Consider the following 16493-nt stretch of genomic DNA (forward strand, 5'->3'; position numbering starts at 1 on the left):
GTGTCGCAAGCGCCTGAAGTCCTGGCCTGGATCGGGCTGGGCGCCAATCTCGGCGACCGCGGCGCGGCATTGACGCGCGCCGTGCGGGCCCTCGCGGCGCTGCCTGCAACGCGGCACGTTCGGGTCTCGGGGCTTTACGCCAGCGCGCCCATCGATGCCGGCGGCCCCGACTACCTCAATGCCGTGGCCGAGCTATCGACACGCCTGGCGCCGCTGGCGCTGCTGGACGCGCTGCAGGCCATCGAACAGGCCGCGGGGCGCGAGCGCCCCTACCGCAATGCACCGCGCACGCTGGATCTGGATCTGCTGGCCCATGGCGAGCAGCAACTGGACACGCAGCGCCTGACCTTGCCGCATCCACGCATCGGCGAGCGCGCCTTCGTGCTGTTGCCGCTGGCCGAGCTGGCACCGAATCGGGTGACCGCGGCGCAGTTGCAGGCCGTGGCGGACCAGCGCATCGAACGGGTCGAGGGGGCGGACTGGGTGCAGAGATTGAACGGGGCCTGAGGGCCTGCACGAAAACCCATTCACCAACCCCAATGAAAAACCCCGCCGCAGTCACCTGCGACGGGGTTTTTTCATCCAAGCCGGCAGATATCAATCCACCTTGGCCCCGGAAGCCTTCACCACCTGCTGGTACTTCTTGCGTTCGGCGGCCATGAACTGGTCGAACGCGGCGGGGGTCGAGGCCACGGGTTCGGCCATCAGCATCTCGAAACGGGTCTTGGTTTCGGGCGCCTTGAGGGCGTCGGTGAATGCCTTGTTGAGCTTGTCGAGCACGGCTTGCGGCGTGCCGGCCGGCGCCACCAGGCCCCACCAGGTGTCGATGGAGAAACCGGGGAAGGTCTTGGACAGCGCGGGCACGCCGGGCAGCAGCGGGGACGGCGCCAGCGAGGTCACGGCCAGGGCCTTGAGCTTGCCCGAGCGGATATTGGGCGAGGCCGCAGCCAGGTTGTCGATGTTGAAGTCGACTTCGCCGGACAGCAGTGCCAGCTGCGCCGGGTTGGCGCCGCGGTAGGGCACGTGCAGCGCGAAGATGCCGGCCTTCTGCTTGAGCATCTCGCCCGCGAGGTGTCCGGCGCTGCCGTTGCCGCCGCTGCCGTAGTTGAGCTTGCCGGGGTTGTTCTTGGCGTAGGCCAGCAGGTCGGCAACGCTGTTGATCTTGTTGCGTTCGGCAAAGTCGGCGTTGACCACGAGCACGTTGGGCACGCGCACCATCTGCGTGATGCCGGCGAAGTCCTTGGCCGCGTCGAAGGGCATGCGCGAGTAGAGCCAGGGGTTGACCGCATGCGTTGCCGTGGCCGCGAGGCCGATCGTCAGGCCGTCGGGAGCGGCCTTGGCCACGGCATCGGCGCCGATGTTGCCGCCGGCACCGGCCTTGTTCTCGATGATCACCACGCCCAGCGTGTCGCGCACGCGCTCGGCCAGCGCGCGCGAGGTGATGTCGAGCGGACCGCCGGGCGCATAGGGCACGATCAGGCGGATGGGTTCTTGGGCGTGGGCGAGGGGGGCTGCGAGGGCCGCGCAGGCGGCGAGCAGCGAGAGGAGACTGTTGCGACGGTTCATTGCCCGTCGATTCTTGCAAAAAAACTGCTTTCTGTCCCCTGGGTCAACGTCTCAATGCAGCTTTCCTGAGAAAAATCGTAAATTTTGTATCATTCGCACTGCACATGCGTAGTTTTACTCATGGATCATGCGCCGTGCTTGTCGGCTTCCGACGTGAATGCATCGGCAAAGAACTCTTCCTCCGGCAGGCCGCCCTGGCGGATATAGCTGGTGCGCGCCGAATCCACGACGATGGGCGCGCCGCAGGCATAGACCTGGTGGCCGCTCAGGTCCTCGAAGTCATCGAGCACGGCCTGGTGCACATAGCCGGTGCGGCCGGTCCAGGCATCTTCGGGCAGGGCTTCGGACACCACCGGCACGTAGGTCAGGAAGGGCATCTGCGCCAGTTGCTCGCGCAGCCAGCCGTCGAGGTACAGGTCCTGCGGCCGGCGGCCGCCCCAGTACAGCGTGGTCGGGCGGGTGATCTGCTTGTGCTGCATGTGCAGGATCAGCGCCTTGATCGGCGCAAAGCCCGTGCCCGAGGCCAGCAAGATGATGGGCTTGTCGCTGTCTTCGCGCAGGTGGAAGCTGCCGAACGGGCCTTCGATGCGCAGGATCTCGCGCTCCTTCATGCCGGCAAACACATGTTCGGTGAACAGCCCGCCGGGCATGTGGCGGATGTGCAGCTCCATGCCCGGCGCCGTGTCTTGCTGGTGCGGCGGCGTGGCCATCGAATAGGCGCGGCGCGCGCCGTCGCGCAGGATGAACTCGACATACTGGCCCGCGTGGTAGCGGAACTTCTCCATGGCGGGCAACTGCAGGCGCACCTGCATCACGTCGTGCGCCAGCTTCTCCAGCGCCGCCACGCGCACCGGCATCTTCTTGACGGGAAACGCGCTTTCATCGGTGACCTGGCGCGACTCCAGCACCACGTCGGTCTGCGCCGTGGCGCAGCAGGTCAGCACGAACCCGGCGGCTTCTTCATCGGGCGTCAGGGCCTTGGCCTGGTGTTCGCCATGCACCACGCTGCCGCTGAGTTTCCTGCACTTGCACGAACCGCAGGCCCCATCCTTGCAGCCATAGGGCAGGCCCACGCCGGCGCGGATGGCGGCGGCCAGAATGGTTTCCTCGCCCTGGCTCGCGAAGGCTCGGCCGCTGGGTTGCACGGTGATCTGGTGGATGGGGTTCGCAATCAGGGTCATGTTCTCGTTATCCTAGGAGCTTTTGCGGGCCGGGCCGGGGTCATGGCCTGCCTGCACAACAGGGTGAATTTTGCCTTCAAACCAAAACCCTCTCGGGGCACGTCCAGCGCGCTTTCGCCGCCAGCGCCTGTTGATCGTCGGCTGCGGCGATGTCGGCCAGCGCGTGGCGCGCGACCTGCGCGGCAACCGCGGCGTGCGCCTGCTGGCGCTGACCTCGACACCCGCGCGCCGCGCCTCGCTGCGTGCCCAGGGCATCACGCCGCTGCTGGGCGATCTCGACGATGCGCGCAGCCTGCGCCGCCTTGCGGGACTGGGCACGCGCGTGCTGCATCTTGCGCCGCCGCCGTCCGCCTCGGAGGAAGCACCGCGCTGGTGGCTCGATCCGCGCACGACGGCGCTGGTGCAGGCGCTGCGCCGGCGCGCCCTGCCGCAGGGCCTGGTCTACGCCTCGACCAGCGGTGTCTACGGCGACTGCGGCGGCGCCTGGGTTGATGAGAGCCGGCCGGCCGCGGCGCATACCGCGCGCGCCATGCGCCGTGCCAACGCCGAGCGCACGCTGCGCTGGGTGGGCCGCCAGGGCCTGCGCGCCAGCATCCTGCGCATTCCCGGCATCTATGCGCCCGACCGCGCGGGCGGCACGCCGCGCGCACGGCTGCTGCGCGGCACGCCGGTGCTGCGCCCCGAGGACGATGTCTACACCAACCACATCCATGCCGACGACCTCGCGCGCGCCTGCATCGCGACCCTGTGGCGTGGCCGTGCGCAACGCATCTACAACGTGGCCGATGCCAGCGACATGCGCATGGGCGACTACTTCGACCTGGCTGCCGACCTGTATGGCATGCCCAGGCCGCAGCGCGTCTCGCGCAGCCAGGCCCAGGGCGAACTGCCGCTCACGCTGCTGAGCTTCATGGGCGAGTCGCGCCGGCTGCGCACCACGCGGCTGGCGCACGAACTGCGCGTGGCGCTGCGCTATCCCACGGTGGAGCTGGGACTGCGCGGCACGCCAGTGCGCTAGTGCGGATAGGTGTTGCCCTGGCGGTCGTAGCAGCGAAAGACGTTGCAGTGCTGCATCTGCGGGCGCGGCGGCTGCACCGGCGGTGGCAGCGGACGTGGCGGCCGCAGCGGCGGCACCACGATCACCGGTGCGATGGGCGCCGCCGTGCGCGCGCGCGCCTGCTCCAGTTCGCCATAGGCCTGTGGGCCCAGGCAATCGCGCTCGACCTGCTGCTGCGCGGCCGCCAGTTGCTGGCTGTAGACCGCCGCATCGCTGCCGGGACGGGCCAGCAGGCCCTGCAGCTGCTGGCGTGATGCGCCGCAGCGCGGCGTTTCGGCGGCGGTCTGGGCCTGCGCCGGAGCCGGCGTCGGGGGACTAAGCGCGGCGGCTTCGGCTTCGAGCCGCAGGCGCTGCTCCTTGCGTGCAATGGCCTGGGCCGCTTGCTCGCGCTCCCGGGCCAGTGCCTCGGGGCTCAGGGCCGGCAGCACCTGCTCGGCTTTTCCGGGGCTGGCGCAACTGCCGTCGGTATAGCTCACGGCACCCGTGCGCGCATCGGTGCAGCGCAGTACCTGGCCCTGGGCCGGCCCGCCGCCCAGGCACAGCGCCGCCAGCGCCCCGGCAAGGGCGCGGGCAAGGAGGGCACGCGGGTGCAAGGCCATGGCGTGCGGCGATCAGCTGCCGCGGTCGCCGCGCGGGCCCCAGCCGCGGTTCTCGCCATCGCGCTGGCCCCGCCGGTCGTCTTGCGGCGGCCGTTGTTGTTGCTGCTGTTGCTGCTGCGCGCGCTGGCGCTCGGCTTCGGCGCGCTGCTGGTCGCGCTGGCGGTCGGCTTGGGCACGCTGCTGATCGCGCTGCTGGTCTCGCTGGCGCTCGGCTTGGAAGCGCTCGCGCTCGGCCTGCGCGCGCTGCTGGTCGCGCATGCGTTCGAATTGCTGGCGCTGCAGGTCGGATTGGGCGCGGCGCTGCTCCATCTGCAGCCGGTTCAGGTCGCGTTCGCGCTCGCGCGCCATGCGCTCACGCTCCATCTGGCGGCGCTCGTACTCGCGCCAGGCGCGCTCGTCGCGCCGGTCGGGTATGACGTAGACCGGCGGCGGGCTGCCGTAGATCGGCGGCGCGCTGCGGTAGATGGTGGCCGGCTGGTCATAGATGACCGTGCTGCGCGACTCGTAAACATGCCCCGGGCCGTCGTAGTAGGGCTCGGGCGGAACCACGCAGCCCGCGACCAGCGCGGCCAGCGCGCTGGCGGCCAGAAGGCGGGTGGAAGGATGGCGCATAGGTATCTCCGTCTTGGAAGGCATCCCGGGGCGCTGGTGCCGTGGATGCAGTGGGCGCCCCTGGGCGCAGTGCGGTGGCTACCGCGATGCTTTCCTCTTATACGCGGCAGCACGGGGTTTGGTTGACGGTCAAGACGCCATCGCCTTGAGCTTTGCCTGCGCTCCATGGTTGTTGCCAGATGTAGCCGTATCCGCATAACTGTTTTGCGCGTGGCGCCGCAGCCGTGGCGCTAGAATCGACCTCGGCCTCCCCGTGGGGCCAGCGTTCTCAGGGCGGGGTGCAATTCCCCACCGGCGGTATCTGCGACCCGATCGCAGCAGCCCGCGAGCGCCTGGAGGTGAAGCGTGCACTCCTGCACGCACAGCTTGCAGGGTCAGCAGATCTGGTGAGATGCCAGAGCCGACGGTCATAGTCCGGATGCAAGAGATCGCGCATTCCCTCGCAGCCGCAGTGTGCCTGGAGTTCCGGCCCTGTGGCCGCGCAGCTTCGCGCGCGCCCTGATTCATGTTGCCAACCTTGTACTTGTCATGAATCAGACTTCCACTGCCATCGTTTCTTCCGTTTCCTCCTCTGTTGCCAAGGCGCCCGCCTGGACTTCCGTCGCACGCGACAGCCGCGTCGCGCTGATCTGCGCCAGCTGGCACACCGATGTCGTGCACCAGGCGCGCGATGCCGCCGTGACCGAACTGATCGAACAGGGCATGCCGGCGGCGCACATCGCGCATTTCGACGTGCCCGGCGCCTTCGAGATTCCACTGATGGCCAAGCGCCTCGCGCAAACCGGCCAGTTCGACGCCATCATCGGCTGCGCGCTGGTCGTCAACGGTGGCATCTACCGCCACGAGTTCGTCTCCAGCGCCGTGATCGACGGCCTGATGCGCGTGCAGCTCGACACCGACGTGCCGGTGCTGTCGGCGGTGCTCACGCCGCGCGATTTCCACGAACACGCGGACCACCTGGAGTTCTTCCGGACGCATTTCGTCAAAAAGGGCGTGGAAGTGGCACAGTCGTGCCTTAGCGCCATGGCCCAGCTGCAGCGCGTAAAGTCTCTCGCCTAAGGCGCGGGCCCGCTGGGCGCCTGCACGCCCGGCAGCTGCGCGAGATAGGCCTGCAGCGCCGCGATGGCCTGGCGCACCTTGGCGGGCTGGGCGTCGCGCTGCGGCGTCATGGCCCAGATATCGAGCCCGCCCAGCGTCCACTGCGGCAGCAGCCGCAGCAGCCGGCCCTGCTGCACTGCATCGCTGACATCCATGGCGGCGAGCAGCGCCGGCCCCAGCCCGGCCTCGCACATCTGCTGCAGCGACCAATGGTTGTTGCTGGCCACCTGCGGCTGAAGCTGCCAGTGGTGCACGCCCGCGTCGGGGTGCCGGCATTCCCAATCCAGCCGTCCGCTCATGCCGAGCCAGCGCGCGCCGGCCAACTGCGCCGGGTGCGGGGGCGCGCCATGCTGCGCGACCCACTGCGGCGCGGCGCATAGCCACCACGCCATGCGGCCCAGCCGGCGCGCGGCCCAGCCCGAGTCGCGCAGATCGCCAAAGCGGATGGCCAGGTCGATTCGGCCCTGCACCAGATCGATGGGCGCATCGTCCACCAGCAACAGCAGGCGCAGCGCCGGGTGCCCTGCAAGCCACTGCCCCAGCGCGGGTGCGATATGCCGGGCGAATCCCACGGGCGCGGCAATGCGCAGTTCGCCGCCGGGTTGCTCGCGCTCGGCCTCGAGTTCGGCGCGGGCCTGCGCCGCGGCCGCGCACATGGCCGCGCACTGGGCATAGAAGCGGCTGCCGGCGTCGGTGAGCGTGAGCTGGCGTGTGGTGCGGTGCAGCAGCGTGACGCCGCCCGCGCGTTCGAGCTGGCGCAGCTGCTGGCTTACCGCCGAGGGGCTCATGCCCAGCACGCGCGCCGCGGCGCTCATCGAGCCCCGTTCCACCACCTGCGCAAAGATCGCCATGCGTTTGAAATCGTCCATGCCGTGGATTGTGAAGCACGGCTTCAAGGTCAATGTGCCTTTGGGCCTCTACCGCCATGGCGTCCACAGGCCTATCGTGAGGCCTTCTTCACTGTCTTTTCGAGGAGTTTCCATGAAAGTTGCACTGATCGGCGGCACGGGCTTTGTCGGCTCGGCCCTGCTCGATGAACTGCTGCGGCGCAGGCACGAGGTCGTGGCGCTGGCGCGCGACCCCGCCAAATACACGCCGCGCCCGGGCCTGAGCGTGGTGCGCGCCGATGTGCAGGACGCGCAGCAGGTGCGGCAGGCGGTGGCCGGCTGCGATGCCGTGCTCAGCGGCTTCAATGCCGGCTGGGGCAATCCCGACATCTACAAAGACTTCATGCAGGGCTCGCGTGCGATCCAGGCCGGCATCAAAGCCGCGGGCGTCAAGCGCTATATCGTGGTGGGCGGCGCCGGCAGCCTGTACGCGGCGCCCGGCGTGCAGATCGTCGATACCCCGGGTTTCCCGGCGGCGATCCTGGACGGCGCGCGCGCGGCGCGCGACCTGCTCAAGGAATTGCAGGAGCTGGAGCAGCAGCTCGATTGGACCCTGCTGAGCCCGCCCATCGGCTTCGTACCCGGCGGACGCGGCGAGCGCACCGGCAAGTACCGCGTGGGCAAGGACGAGCCGCTGATGGATGGCGACCAGCCCGGCACCATTTCGGCCGCCGACCTGGCCGTGGCCGTGGTCGACGAACTCGAGCGCCCGGCCCATGTGCGCCAGCGCTTCACGATTGCCTATTGAGAAGCCGCAGGCTCAGCCTGGTGCGGCATAAGGGCACTTGCCGCATGGGCGCAGGGGTGGCGCCGGACCGCTATGCTCCGGGCCGTGGCCGAGAGCGCCCCTTCGGGCGCAGGCCACGGTTTCCCGCGTCTCAATTGCGTGCTGCGCGCGCCCTCCATGTCCACTCTCCCCTCTGCAAAACCCACCTCCTGGATGGCGGTGGTCGCCCTGGCCATCTCGGCCTTTGTCTTCAACACCACGGAATTCGTTCCGGTCGGCCTGCTCAGCGGCATAGGCGCGAGCTTCGCCATGCCCGCGGAGGAAGTCGGCCTGATGCTGACGGTCTATGCGTGGATCGTCGCGCTGGCCTCGCTGCCCTGCATGCTGCTCACGCGCAATGTCGAGCGCCGCCGCTTGCTGATGGGTGTGCTGGCGGTGTTCATCGCGAGCCACATGCTCTCGGGCATTGCCAACAGCTACGCCATGCTGCTGGTCAGCCGCGTGGGCGTGGCGCTGTCGCATGCGATCTTCTGGGCCATCACCGCGTCGCTCGCGGTGCGCCTGGCGCCCGAGGGCAAGAAGGCGCAGGCGCTGAGCCTGCTGGCCGTGGGCACGTCGGTGGCCATGGTGCTGGGCATTCCGCTGGGGCGCGTGGTGGGCGAACTGCTGGGCTGGCGCATGACCTTCCTGGCCATTGGCGCGGTCGCGGCGCTGGCCATGCTGAGCCTGTTCCGTCTGCTGCCGCTGCTGCCCAGCGAAAACGCTGGCTCGCTGGCCAGCGTGCCGATGCTGCTGCGCCGTGGTTCGCTGGTCTGGCTCTATGTGCTGCTGGTGGTGGTGATCACCGCGCAGTTCACGGGCTACAGCTACATCGAGCCCTTCGTGCACACCGTGGCCGGGCTGGGCGGGGAGAGCGTCACGCTGGCGCTGCTGCTGTTTGGCGGCATGGGCCTGGGCGGCAGCCTGCTGTTCAGCCGCTTCGGCATGCGTTTTCCGCGCGGCTTTCTTCTGGCCACCTGCGCCGGCCTGGTGCTGTGCCTGTGGCTGCTGCTGCCCGCGTCGGCCCATCCCTGGTCGATGTATGCCGTGGTGTCGGTATGGGGCGCCGGCATGATCTGCTTTGGCTTGGCCATGCAGTCGCTGGTGCTGCGCCAGGCAGCGGACGCCACCGATGTCGGCATGGCCATGTTTTCGGGGATCTACAACATCGGCATTGGCGGCGGCGCGCTGCTGGGCAACCAAGTGATCCAGCATGCATCGCTCACGCATATCGGCACGGCTGGCGGTGCGCTGGCATTGGCCGGACTGCTGTGGTGCGCCTGGGCCAGCGCGCGCTGGAAGAACTGACGCCGGCGCCGGTTTTCACTGCCTAAAAATCAGGCAGGCTGGGTTTTTTCCTTTGGCGACAAGAACTTGGCATGCTTATCCCGGCCAAGGGCGGCAGTTGTCCACATGCTTGGGCGTCTGCAGCGGGGATAACTTGCTGCGCGCTTTTGTCAGCGGTCGCGCCGACCTCGTGCTGCACGCTTGCACCGGCCCCGACGAGAGGCTACGCTGGGGCACCTGTTACAGATTTCCGGAGAGAACCATGACCGCCCGTGACCACCTGCCGCATTTCGAGCCCACCATCGATGAACTGGAAGCGCTCAAGAACATGGAAATGGGCGAAGTCATTTCATTCGAGACCGCAGCCCGCGAACATCTGTCCAAGCGCCTGCTGGAGTTCGGGCTCGCAAAGCAGGACGAGGACAAGAAGTGGACGATCACTCCGCTGGGGCGCGAATTGATCCGCCGCCAGGAGGACTGATGGGCAATAGCGCGTATCGCTGAACCCGTTCCGATAGCGGCAATGCCTTAAATTGCGGCACGCCAGCCGGGCTGCTGGTCCGGCAAGGACTTGGCGTGGCTTTGCACTGGCTGGGCACAGCTTGTCCACAGCTTTGTCCTGTGCGTTTGTGGAGAAAAAACGTCAGTGACGGGCGCCACGCGCGCCGCCGCTGGCGTGGTTTCAGACAGTGCCCCGGCTCAGAGCTTGAACGAAGCCGTGAGGCGCGACAGCTTTTCCGACTCTTCCTGCAAGACTTGCGTCGCGGCCGACGATTGCTCGACCAAGGCGGCATTCTGCTGCGTCACCCGGTCCATATCGGTCACGGCTTGTCCCACCTGCTGGATGCCGCTGCTCTGCTCACGGCTTGCCGCAGCAATCTCGGTCACGATGCCGGTGATGTTGCGCACCGTCGAGACCACTTCGCGCATGGTCTGGCCAGCGTCGTCGACCAGCGCGGCGCCCGCATCCACCCGTTCCACCGAAGCCTGGATCATGGTCTTGATTTCGCGCGCCGCGGAGGCGCTGCGTTGCGCGAGCGTGCGCACTTCGCCGGCCACGACGGCGAAACCACGGCCCTGGTCGCCGGCACGCGCGGCCTCCACCGCCGCGTTCAGCGCCAGGATATTGGTCTGGAAGGCAATGCCATCGATCACGCCAATGATGTCCACGACGCGGCGCGAGGAGCTGTTGATCTCGCCCATGGTGGCGACCACTTGCTCGACCACCGCGCCGCCGCGCTCGGCCACCGTGCAGGCGCCGGTGGCGATCTGGCTCGCGCGCTGGGCATTCTCGGCGTTCTGGTGCACGGTGGCGGTCAGCTCTTCCATGGAAGCCGCCGTTTCCTCCAGCGCGCTGGCCTGGCGCTCGGTGCGCTGCGACAGATCCAGGCTGCCGGTGGCAATCTCGCCAGCCGAGTGGTGGATGACGCCCGCCGTGGCGTGGATGCGTGTCACCAGATCGCGCAGCTGCACGCTCATCTGCTGCACGGCAGCCATGACGCTGCCTTCAGGCGCGGGTGCGGCGCCCTCGAGACCGGTCTGCGACAGGTCGCCGCTGGCAATCCGGTTGGCAATCTCGGCCGCCACCGCGGGCTCGCCGCCAATGGCATGGAGCACGCTGCGCGTCGCCATCCAGGCAATCACGGCCAGCAGCGCCGCCAGCACGGCCAGCACCACCAGCGACTTGAGCAGCGAGGCCACGAAGGCCTGCTGGATGTCGTCCACATAGTCGCCCGCGACCAGATCCCAGTTCCACGCCGTCGAGCGTTTGACATAGGCCAGCTTCTCGCTGGGCTCGGTGGCGCCGGGGCGTGGCCACCAATAGGAGATGATGCCGTTGCCCTTGGGCGACGCGCCCACGGCGGCGATGTCGCGGTAGAGATAGCCGCCCTTCGCATCCTGGAAATCGCCCATGAACTTGCCGTTGAACTTCGGCGTGGAGGGGTTGTTCAGCACGACCGAGCCGGTGGTGATGTTGGTGATGTAGCCGGAGCCGCCGGCATAGCGCAGCTGGCCCACGCGCGCAATGGCCGTGGCCTTGGCTTCTTCCTCGGGCAGCTTGCCGGCCTTGGCCTCGGCGGCAATAGCCGCAATCATGCTGTCGGCCGAATCGACGAAATCGCGCAGCGCCGTCTGGCGCGCCTCATAGGCCTTGCCGCGCGCCTCGAAGGCATTGAAAAGGGTCAGCGTAAGCAGCGCGAGCAGGCAAAAAGCCAGCGGCGCCAGGAGTTTCTGGCGAAGAGAGAGAGTAGGCATGGGCTAGGGTTTTCACGGATGGTGGGCGCCGGCAATACTACTGGCGCTTCTGTGTTGCTTTCGTCCGTTAGCCGCCAGGGCTGAGGCTGTTATGTCGGATTTACGACAGTTATTTGCGGTCTGCCGATGAAAGGCAGGGGCGACAACGAAAAAAGCCGCCAAGTCGTTGAGACTTGACGGCTTTCGTTGTGCCCGGGCCAATTCAACCCTATGCGTAGGTGTGCTATGTGTCGTCACTTGCTCCCGTTCAGGCGCGTCCGCCAGCACGCTGGCACCAGCCGAGCGCGCTGCTGCAGATGTGACGCAATGGGTCCGAAAAAGCGCGCGCGCTATTGACGGCGGCCGGCAATGTTCCGAAGCCGGAATAAGTTGTTGCTAACTTACCGATTGATGGACCGCAGAGGCCAATTCACCAATAAGGGGAGGGAGAGATGACATCGAACGCATTGAAGAAGCTCATAGCGCTGCTGATGGCATGCGCCGTGCCCCTGGCGAGCTACGCCGCCAACACCCCATGCTCGGGCAAAAAGGGCGGCGTGTCGCATTGTTCCGCTGGGAAGTTCATTTGCAAGGATGGCTCCACCAGCGCGAGCAAGAAGGTTTGCAACTGAGCCTGAGCATGAGGCCGTATGCGGCCGCTGTATGTGACAAGGCCCGCGCGTGCCGGCCTCAATGGATTGGCTGATGGCCGGCAGGACGTTATGCCGCAGCCTTGAATTTTCCCTTTTGAACTGCCTCCCGCAGCACATCGTTCAGGCGGGTTTGCCAGCCCTTGCCGCTGTGCTTGATGGCCTCGAGGACATCTGCATCGACGCGCGTGGTCATCGGAGCTTTGGGGCGCTCGACTGCCGGCCGTCCACGCCGGCGTAATGGCTGCATCCGGGCAGCCAGTTCCGCCGTGATTTCCACTGTGTGGGGGTCTGCAGCAATACCGCGATTGATCGCTGCATCCTCGGCATCGGTAGGGGCGATGAGCCCCGATTTATTCAGACGCTTGTTCATAGTGCTTTAACTCCCTCTTGTTGGCCTTGCGCAGGCTGATGATTCGCATCGTGTCGCCGCGCTGCACAAACACCACCACGTACAGGCGCCAATCGATCACAGCGAAACCGACTTCGCGCACTTCCTTGTAGTCGGCGCGATCGTCCACGAAACAGAGCACGTCCTGCCATTCGATCATGCTTGCCAGCGAAAGCGACACGCCATGCTTTTGCTGGTTCGCGGCGTCCTTGATGGCATCGAATTCTGTTTTCATGTTATTTATTGTACGCACAATAAATAGTGTCGTGCAATCTATTTTTGTACGTACATAAACAGCCTGTTTCGCAGATCGACACAAGGAGCTCGGCGGGCTTTCTGCAAGAGGCGTGGGATGGGTTGGCCGACTTGGAGGACTGGTCGAAATCCGAGACGCCCAGGTGAAGGCGCTCAAGGGCCAGATCGCGGCCGATAGCGGGTTGATCGGGCGCTTAGCTAAAAAAACAAAAAGCCCGCAACCAGTGAAGGTTGCAGGCTTTGAGGAAACGGCTGAGGAAACTAAGAGGAAAACACCTCAAATTTCATAGCACTATATCTGTGGTGCCCGGGGCCGGAATCGAACCGGCACGCCTTGCGGCGGGGGATTTTGAGTCACAGTGCAACATGAGAATCCATGCGGTTTTCACCCTGTTTTTGGCGCAAAAAAGACCCCAAAGCCCCCTTCTAACAAATGCCTTTTGCGCCTATCGCTTTAGCTGCAGCGCATGCAAAAAGGGCCTGCATCCGGTGAAGGTGCAGGCCCTTTTTTGTTGTAGCAGCTTGTTACCGCACTGCTTTCAATCTTGTGGCACGGGTTCTGTAGTGCTTTCGCGTAACGCTCACATTGCTGTGGTCGAGCAGCTTCGATGCCTCCGTAATGTCATCTGCCAGGTTGGCGGCAAAGCTGCGCATGTCACGCAGATACATGGAGCGGATCAGCTTGGCAAGTTCCTCATCGCCGGAGACCTCCGCCCGATATGCAGCGGCATCGCGCGCATCTTCCCAGCGGCGGGACAACATGCGCGATGTCACAGGGCGGCCATCCGGCAGGCAGATAAGGTTTCGGCAAAGCGAGTTCATCTTTAGCCGGCGCTCCACAATGCTGGTCAGAACCGGAGACTCGGCCACCGCAAACTCGATAGCGCCTTTCGTCTTTTTGGTCTTGTTCGCTATGTGCTTGATGAGGCCGTTTTTCGGTAGCTCTACGGCAATCACGTCTCTCAGCCGCAGGCCCGTGGCGGAGGCGGTGTCCATGCCATCCCGCAGCACCTGATCGGCCTGCGCGTAGACGGCCCGGAACAGTTCGACAGTGACCTCGAAGGTGCGGGCGTTTTCCTCGTTCTTCCAGCCCTTTATTCCTTCTGCCGGCCACGGACACCGCGTCATCCCCCACAACCTGGCTTTGCCCCAGATCAGCCGGAGCAAAGACATTTCGCGGTTGGCTTGGGTCTTTCCGGTGCGCAGGTCCAAGTACTGCCGCAGCGTCGGTAGGTCCACTTCCTCCCATACCATCTGGCCGAACACGGGCCAGATAGTCTTCAGGTTCTTGGTGTACCCGGAAAGGGTGTCGCCACTGTATTTCGGCAGTTCCCGCTCTTTCCAATGGGCGAACGCTTCTTCCAGTCGGCCTATGGTCAGCGGGCGTTTGTTATGCAGTTCCTCCCACTGCACCAGTGCCTTGGCGTGGTCGTTGCCAAGCCGGATGTCTGGCTTTCCTTCTTTGCGCATGTCGTAGACGTAGTAGACATGGGCCTTGCCGTCCTTTGTCTTGTAAACCTTGGTGCGCAGGCGCGGATATTTGGTGATCTTCGGCACGCTGTTCCTCTTACCCTCTATCGGATGGCGCTCAAGTTCAGGCCGCTATGCGTGAGCACGGGCTTACCTTCCAGCCACTGCTGAACATGCATGCGCGACACAATCAAGCGCTTTCCGTCTTCCTTGAAGGGAATGCGCTGGCCGCGCAGCCAGTTCGACTTGCAGCGGTTTTCGCTGCTGCCGGTCAGGCGACTGATTTCTTGGTTGCTCAGATATTCGTTATTCATGGTCAACGCCTTTCCGGGCTGCGCGCACCAGGTCAACGATGCAACTGCCAACGACATGGATCAGGACAAGCGAGCCGACGAAGTGCCAGCCACTTTGGAAAATGAACTGGAGGAGCGCCATCACAAGCCTCTTGGCACAGCTCTGAAGCAATCAGCGATGGTCGCACCGGCCATGAACCAGTTGAACGCCGAGAATTCGGCAGTGCTTTCGGGGTGCTGCACAAGGAACTGGTCGTAAAGCTTCTGCAGCATTTCGTCGTTCAAACTCATGCCGCGCGCATCTTGGGCTTGCACAGCCAGGGCGAGTTGCAACTCGACGATGCGCGCATGCTGGGACTCAAGCAGTTCGGCCGCCAGGCAGTCGATGCCCAGCCTCTCGCGCAGGATTGCGGCCACCTGCAGGGCCTTGGGCTGTGGATCGGGCGCTGATTTCATGCCGGTGATGGTGGGGGTCTTGGTCATGCTGCTGTTACTCCGTAAATCATTGCCTCATGGGCGAAGTTGGCGGACACCAGGGCTTCAGCCACCGGCGGGGAAACGCTGTTGCCGCACATGCGGACTTGGGCCGTTGCCGTGAGCGGGACGCGGGGCAGCGCCAGCGGATGGCCGGCTTGCTGCCCGTCGATGAACAGAAGGGCAGGGTCCGGGATCTCGGTGATCTGGTATCCCTCGGGGAAACCTTGGGCCCGGTAGAGCTCGCGCGGCTTGAGCATGCGCAGCGTGATGTCGACCAGCACCCACCATTGCTCCGCATGCCACATCAGCACGAGGGCGGCGGGCTCGGGGAAGTGCTCGGGCAGGTGCTGGTGCAGCAGTTCGGCGCACAGGCGCGCGCGCTCGCGGTGCTCATCGCTCAGCAGCGCGGCCGGCACCTGCTGGGTCTGCACCAGGCCCATGCGCGCCTTGGTGGGCACGGTGTGCATGGGCTCGTTGCAGGCGCTGTCCTGTCCGCCTTCGCTGTAGTACTTAACCAGGTAGGCCGCGACCAGTGCGCTTTTCACGCCGCCGGCCACCACCGTGCCCAGCGGCAGGCTTAGGTCCTGCGCCCGCGCCGCCTGGCCCTCGCGTTCGCCGTATCCGATCGTGATCAGGTGGGCCCCGGCCAGCGCGTGGTGCGTCCCGCCGGCCGATATGGTCGACAGCGGAGCGCCGACGTCATGCCCGCCCAGATGCTGCTCGCTGGTGCCGCGCAGCGCGGCCAGGATTGGCATTGCCACGCAGCTGTCAGCCTTCGAGGTGATGGTCTGCATCGGCGCGCGCACTGATCGCTCCGGCGACTGGCCCATGCGACCGCCCACGCCCACGATGAACGGACTGGCACTGGTCAGCACATGGCGCCATAGGCCTTTCGCCACGCGGCGCATTGTGTTGGGCACCAGCGGCTTCTTGCGGCCGAAGACGCTTTCCGCGGGCAGGTCGAAGTCGATGCACTCCGCGGCCGACCGGTGCGCGGCCTGCTTGCCGGCCAGCACCGCGCGGCTAGTGGGCTCGCCGTGGGAGGCCTCGGGCCACACGATGGGCAGACCGTCGCGGCGCGCGATCAGGAACAGGCGCTTGCGGATGGTCGGGGCGCCGTAGTCGCAGGCGCGCAGCTCGCGCCAGTCGACGGTGTAGCCCAAGCCGCGCAGCTGGCGCACAAAGCTCTCGAAGGTCTTGCCCTTGCGCCGCGGGCACGGCCGCGCATTGCCGCCCGCGTCGATGATGAGCGGGCCCCAATCCTGGAATTCCTCCACGTTCTCGAGCATGAGCACGCGCGGCTTGCACTTCGCGGCCCAGCGCATGCCGACCCAGGCCAGGCCGCGAATGTGCTTCGCCACCGGCGTGCCGCCCTTGGCCTTGCTGAAGTGCTTGCAGTCGGGCGACAGCCAGACCAGCGCCACGGGCTGATTGCGGGTGACTTTGATCGGGTCGACCTCCCAAACGCTTTCGCACAGGTGCTGGGTGTGCGGGTGGTTCAGCGCGTGCATGGCCAGGGCCTGCGGGTCGTGGTTGATGGCGATATCGACCGGGCGCCCGAACGCGGCTTCCAGACCGGTGCTGGTGCCGCCGCCGCCGGCGAAGTTGTCGATGATGAGCTCGCCCGGGAAGGCAAGCGGTAGGGTGAAGTCGTCACGCTTCATTTTTT

At 66.1% G+C, this 16493-nt stretch carries 19 protein-coding genes and 1 riboswitch; of the genes, 7 read left to right on the forward strand and 12 right to left on the reverse strand.

Features of this window, described 5'->3' with window-relative positions; translation table 11 throughout:
• Positions 1-507 (forward strand): 2-amino-4-hydroxy-6-hydroxymethyldihydropteridine diphosphokinase, encoded by a 507-nt coding sequence (gene folK, locus HUK68_RS05175; RefSeq protein ID WP_175503226.1) that lies wholly within the window; start codon positions 1-3, stop codon positions 505-507.
• A gap of 90 nt (positions 508-597) precedes the next feature.
• Here folK and HUK68_RS05180 read toward each other — a convergent pair whose 3' ends face one another.
• On the reverse strand, positions 598-1566 hold the full coding sequence (locus tag HUK68_RS05180; protein ID WP_175503227.1) for a Bug family tripartite tricarboxylate transporter substrate binding protein: 969 nt from the start codon (positions 1564-1566) through the stop codon (positions 598-600).
• 125 nt (positions 1567-1691) lie between these two features.
• A complete protein-coding gene (locus HUK68_RS05185) occupies positions 1692-2747 on the reverse strand; it encodes a CDP-6-deoxy-delta-3,4-glucoseen reductase (protein WP_175503228.1) in 1056 nt (351 codons plus the stop codon).
• A gap of 70 nt (positions 2748-2817) precedes the next feature.
• On the opposite strand from HUK68_RS05185, the gene HUK68_RS05190 reads away from it, so the two are divergent.
• A complete protein-coding gene (locus tag HUK68_RS05190; RefSeq protein WP_175503229.1) occupies positions 2818-3765 on the forward strand; it encodes an NAD-dependent epimerase/dehydratase family protein in 948 nt (315 codons plus the stop codon).
• On the opposite strand, the gene HUK68_RS05195 is transcribed toward HUK68_RS05190, so the two are convergent.
• A complete protein-coding gene (locus HUK68_RS05195) occupies positions 3762-4403 on the reverse strand; it encodes a DUF4124 domain-containing protein (protein WP_175503230.1) in 642 nt (213 codons plus the stop codon). The genes HUK68_RS05190 and HUK68_RS05195 overlap by 4 nt on opposite strands.
• Positions 4404-4415: 12 nt before the next feature.
• Positions 4416-5015, reverse strand: a complete 600-nt coding sequence (locus HUK68_RS05200; protein ID WP_175503231.1) for a hypothetical protein — start codon at positions 5013-5015, stop codon at positions 4416-4418.
• A 260-nt stretch (positions 5016-5275) separates the two neighbouring features.
• Positions 5276-5449: riboswitch (FMN riboswitch) on the forward strand.
• 94 nt (positions 5450-5543) lie between these two features.
• Here HUK68_RS05200 and HUK68_RS05205 point away from each other — a divergent pair.
• Positions 5544-6074, forward strand: a complete 531-nt coding sequence (locus HUK68_RS05205; protein ID WP_175503232.1) for a 6,7-dimethyl-8-ribityllumazine synthase — start codon at positions 5544-5546, stop codon at positions 6072-6074.
• Here HUK68_RS05205 and HUK68_RS05210 read toward each other — a convergent pair.
• Positions 6071-6982 carry a LysR family transcriptional regulator gene (locus HUK68_RS05210; RefSeq protein ID WP_175503233.1) on the reverse strand — a complete coding sequence of 304 codons (912 nt, stop codon included), beginning with the start codon at positions 6980-6982 and terminating at the stop codon, positions 6071-6073. The two genes, HUK68_RS05205 and HUK68_RS05210, sit on opposite strands and share 4 nt — an antisense overlap.
• 112 nt (positions 6983-7094) lie before the next feature.
• Here HUK68_RS05210 and HUK68_RS05215 point away from each other — a divergent pair, with 112 nt between their 5' ends.
• The 3 genes from HUK68_RS05215 (at position 7095) to HUK68_RS05225 (ending at position 9534) form a co-directional block, all read left to right on the forward strand.
• Entirely contained in the window at positions 7095-7748 is a 654-nt protein-coding gene (locus tag HUK68_RS05215; RefSeq protein WP_175503234.1) for an NAD(P)-dependent oxidoreductase, read from the forward strand.
• 156 nt (positions 7749-7904) lie between these two features.
• The gene (locus tag HUK68_RS05220) at positions 7905-9074 is read left to right on the forward strand and encodes a sugar transporter (RefSeq protein ID WP_175503235.1); all 1170 of its coding nucleotides are present in this window, start codon (positions 7905-7907) and stop codon (positions 9072-9074) included.
• A gap of 241 nt (positions 9075-9315) precedes the next feature.
• Positions 9316-9534 carry a hypothetical protein gene (locus tag HUK68_RS05225; RefSeq protein ID WP_175503236.1) on the forward strand — a complete coding sequence of 73 codons (219 nt, stop codon included), beginning with the start codon at positions 9316-9318 and terminating at the stop codon, positions 9532-9534.
• Positions 9535-9752: 218 nt separating this feature from the next.
• Here HUK68_RS05225 and HUK68_RS05230 read toward each other — a convergent pair whose 3' ends face one another.
• Positions 9753-11309 (reverse strand): methyl-accepting chemotaxis protein, encoded by a 1557-nt coding sequence (locus tag HUK68_RS05230; RefSeq protein WP_175503237.1) that lies wholly within the window; start codon positions 11307-11309, stop codon positions 9753-9755.
• 431 nt (positions 11310-11740) lie between these two features.
• Here HUK68_RS05230 and HUK68_RS05235 point away from each other — a divergent pair, with 431 nt between their 5' ends.
• Positions 11741-11920 (forward strand): YdcA family protein, encoded by a 180-nt coding sequence (locus tag HUK68_RS05235; RefSeq protein ID WP_175502326.1) that lies wholly within the window; start codon positions 11741-11743, stop codon positions 11918-11920.
• Positions 11921-12008: 88 nt separating this feature from the next.
• On the opposite strand, the gene HUK68_RS05240 is transcribed toward HUK68_RS05235, so the two are convergent.
• The 6 genes from HUK68_RS05240 to HUK68_RS05265 form a co-directional block, all read right to left on the reverse strand.
• Positions 12009-12311: a BrnA antitoxin family protein gene (locus HUK68_RS05240; protein WP_175503238.1), complete on the reverse strand. Its 303-nt coding sequence runs from the start codon at positions 12309-12311 to the stop codon at positions 12009-12011.
• Positions 12292-12564 (reverse strand): BrnT family toxin, encoded by a 273-nt coding sequence (locus HUK68_RS05245; RefSeq protein ID WP_175503239.1) that lies wholly within the window; start codon positions 12562-12564, stop codon positions 12292-12294. Before HUK68_RS05245 ends, HUK68_RS05240 begins: the two co-directional genes overlap by 20 nt.
• A 545-nt stretch (positions 12565-13109) precedes the next feature.
• Complete coding sequence (locus tag HUK68_RS05250; RefSeq protein ID WP_175503240.1) at positions 13110-14141, reverse strand: site-specific integrase; 1032 nt, start codon at positions 14139-14141, stop codon at positions 13110-13112.
• Positions 14142-14158: 17 nt separating this feature from the next.
• Positions 14159-14368 (reverse strand): DUF4224 domain-containing protein, encoded by a 210-nt coding sequence (locus HUK68_RS05255; RefSeq protein ID WP_175503241.1) that lies wholly within the window; start codon positions 14366-14368, stop codon positions 14159-14161.
• A gap of 120 nt (positions 14369-14488) precedes the next feature.
• Positions 14489-14830 carry a hypothetical protein gene (locus tag HUK68_RS05260; RefSeq protein WP_175503242.1) on the reverse strand — a complete coding sequence of 114 codons (342 nt, stop codon included), beginning with the start codon at positions 14828-14830 and terminating at the stop codon, positions 14489-14491.
• Complete coding sequence (locus tag HUK68_RS05265; protein WP_175503243.1) at positions 14827-16488, reverse strand: DNA cytosine methyltransferase; 1662 nt, start codon at positions 16486-16488, stop codon at positions 14827-14829. The genes HUK68_RS05260 and HUK68_RS05265 overlap by 4 nt, the downstream gene beginning before the upstream one ends.
• Between the last annotated feature and the right edge of the window lie 5 nt (positions 16489-16493).

The organism is Comamonas antarctica, from assembly GCF_013363755.1.
Lineage (GTDB): Bacteria > Pseudomonadota > Gammaproteobacteria > Burkholderiales > Burkholderiaceae_C > Comamonas > Comamonas antarctica.

Coding starts and splice junctions, on each gene's coding strand:
- HUK68_RS05180 (WP_175503227.1), bottom strand. CDS start 1,566: ATGAACCGTCGCAACAGTCTCCTCTCGCTGCTCGCCGCCTGCGCGGCC.
- HUK68_RS05185 (WP_175503228.1), bottom strand. CDS start 2,747: ATGACCCTGATTGCGAACCCCATCCACCAGATCACCGTGCAACCCAGC.
- HUK68_RS05195 (WP_175503230.1), bottom strand. CDS start 4,403: ATGGCCTTGCACCCGCGTGCCCTCCTTGCCCGCGCCCTTGCCGGGGCG.
- HUK68_RS05200 (WP_175503231.1), bottom strand. CDS start 5,015: ATGCGCCATCCTTCCACCCGCCTTCTGGCCGCCAGCGCGCTGGCCGCG.
- HUK68_RS05205 (WP_175503232.1), top strand. CDS start 5,544: ATGAATCAGACTTCCACTGCCATCGTTTCTTCCGTTTCCTCCTCTGTT.
- HUK68_RS05210 (WP_175503233.1), bottom strand. CDS start 6,982: ATGGACGATTTCAAACGCATGGCGATCTTTGCGCAGGTGGTGGAACGG.
- HUK68_RS05215 (WP_175503234.1), top strand. CDS start 7,095: ATGAAAGTTGCACTGATCGGCGGCACGGGCTTTGTCGGCTCGGCCCTG.
- HUK68_RS05220 (WP_175503235.1), top strand. CDS start 7,905: ATGTCCACTCTCCCCTCTGCAAAACCCACCTCCTGGATGGCGGTGGTC.
- HUK68_RS05225 (WP_175503236.1), top strand. CDS start 9,316: ATGACCGCCCGTGACCACCTGCCGCATTTCGAGCCCACCATCGATGAA.
- HUK68_RS05230 (WP_175503237.1), bottom strand. CDS start 11,309: ATGCCTACTCTCTCTCTTCGCCAGAAACTCCTGGCGCCGCTGGCTTTT.
- HUK68_RS05235 (WP_175502326.1), top strand. CDS start 11,741: ATGACATCGAACGCATTGAAGAAGCTCATAGCGCTGCTGATGGCATGC.
- HUK68_RS05240 (WP_175503238.1), bottom strand. CDS start 12,311: ATGAACAAGCGTCTGAATAAATCGGGGCTCATCGCCCCTACCGATGCC.
- HUK68_RS05245 (WP_175503239.1), bottom strand. CDS start 12,564: ATGAAAACAGAATTCGATGCCATCAAGGACGCCGCGAACCAGCAAAAG.
- HUK68_RS05255 (WP_175503241.1), bottom strand. CDS start 14,368: ATGAATAACGAATATCTGAGCAACCAAGAAATCAGTCGCCTGACCGGC.
- HUK68_RS05260 (WP_175503242.1), bottom strand. CDS start 14,830: ATGACCAAGACCCCCACCATCACCGGCATGAAATCAGCGCCCGATCCA.
- HUK68_RS05265 (WP_175503243.1), bottom strand. CDS start 16,488: ATGAAGCGTGACGACTTCACCCTACCGCTTGCCTTCCCGGGCGAGCTC.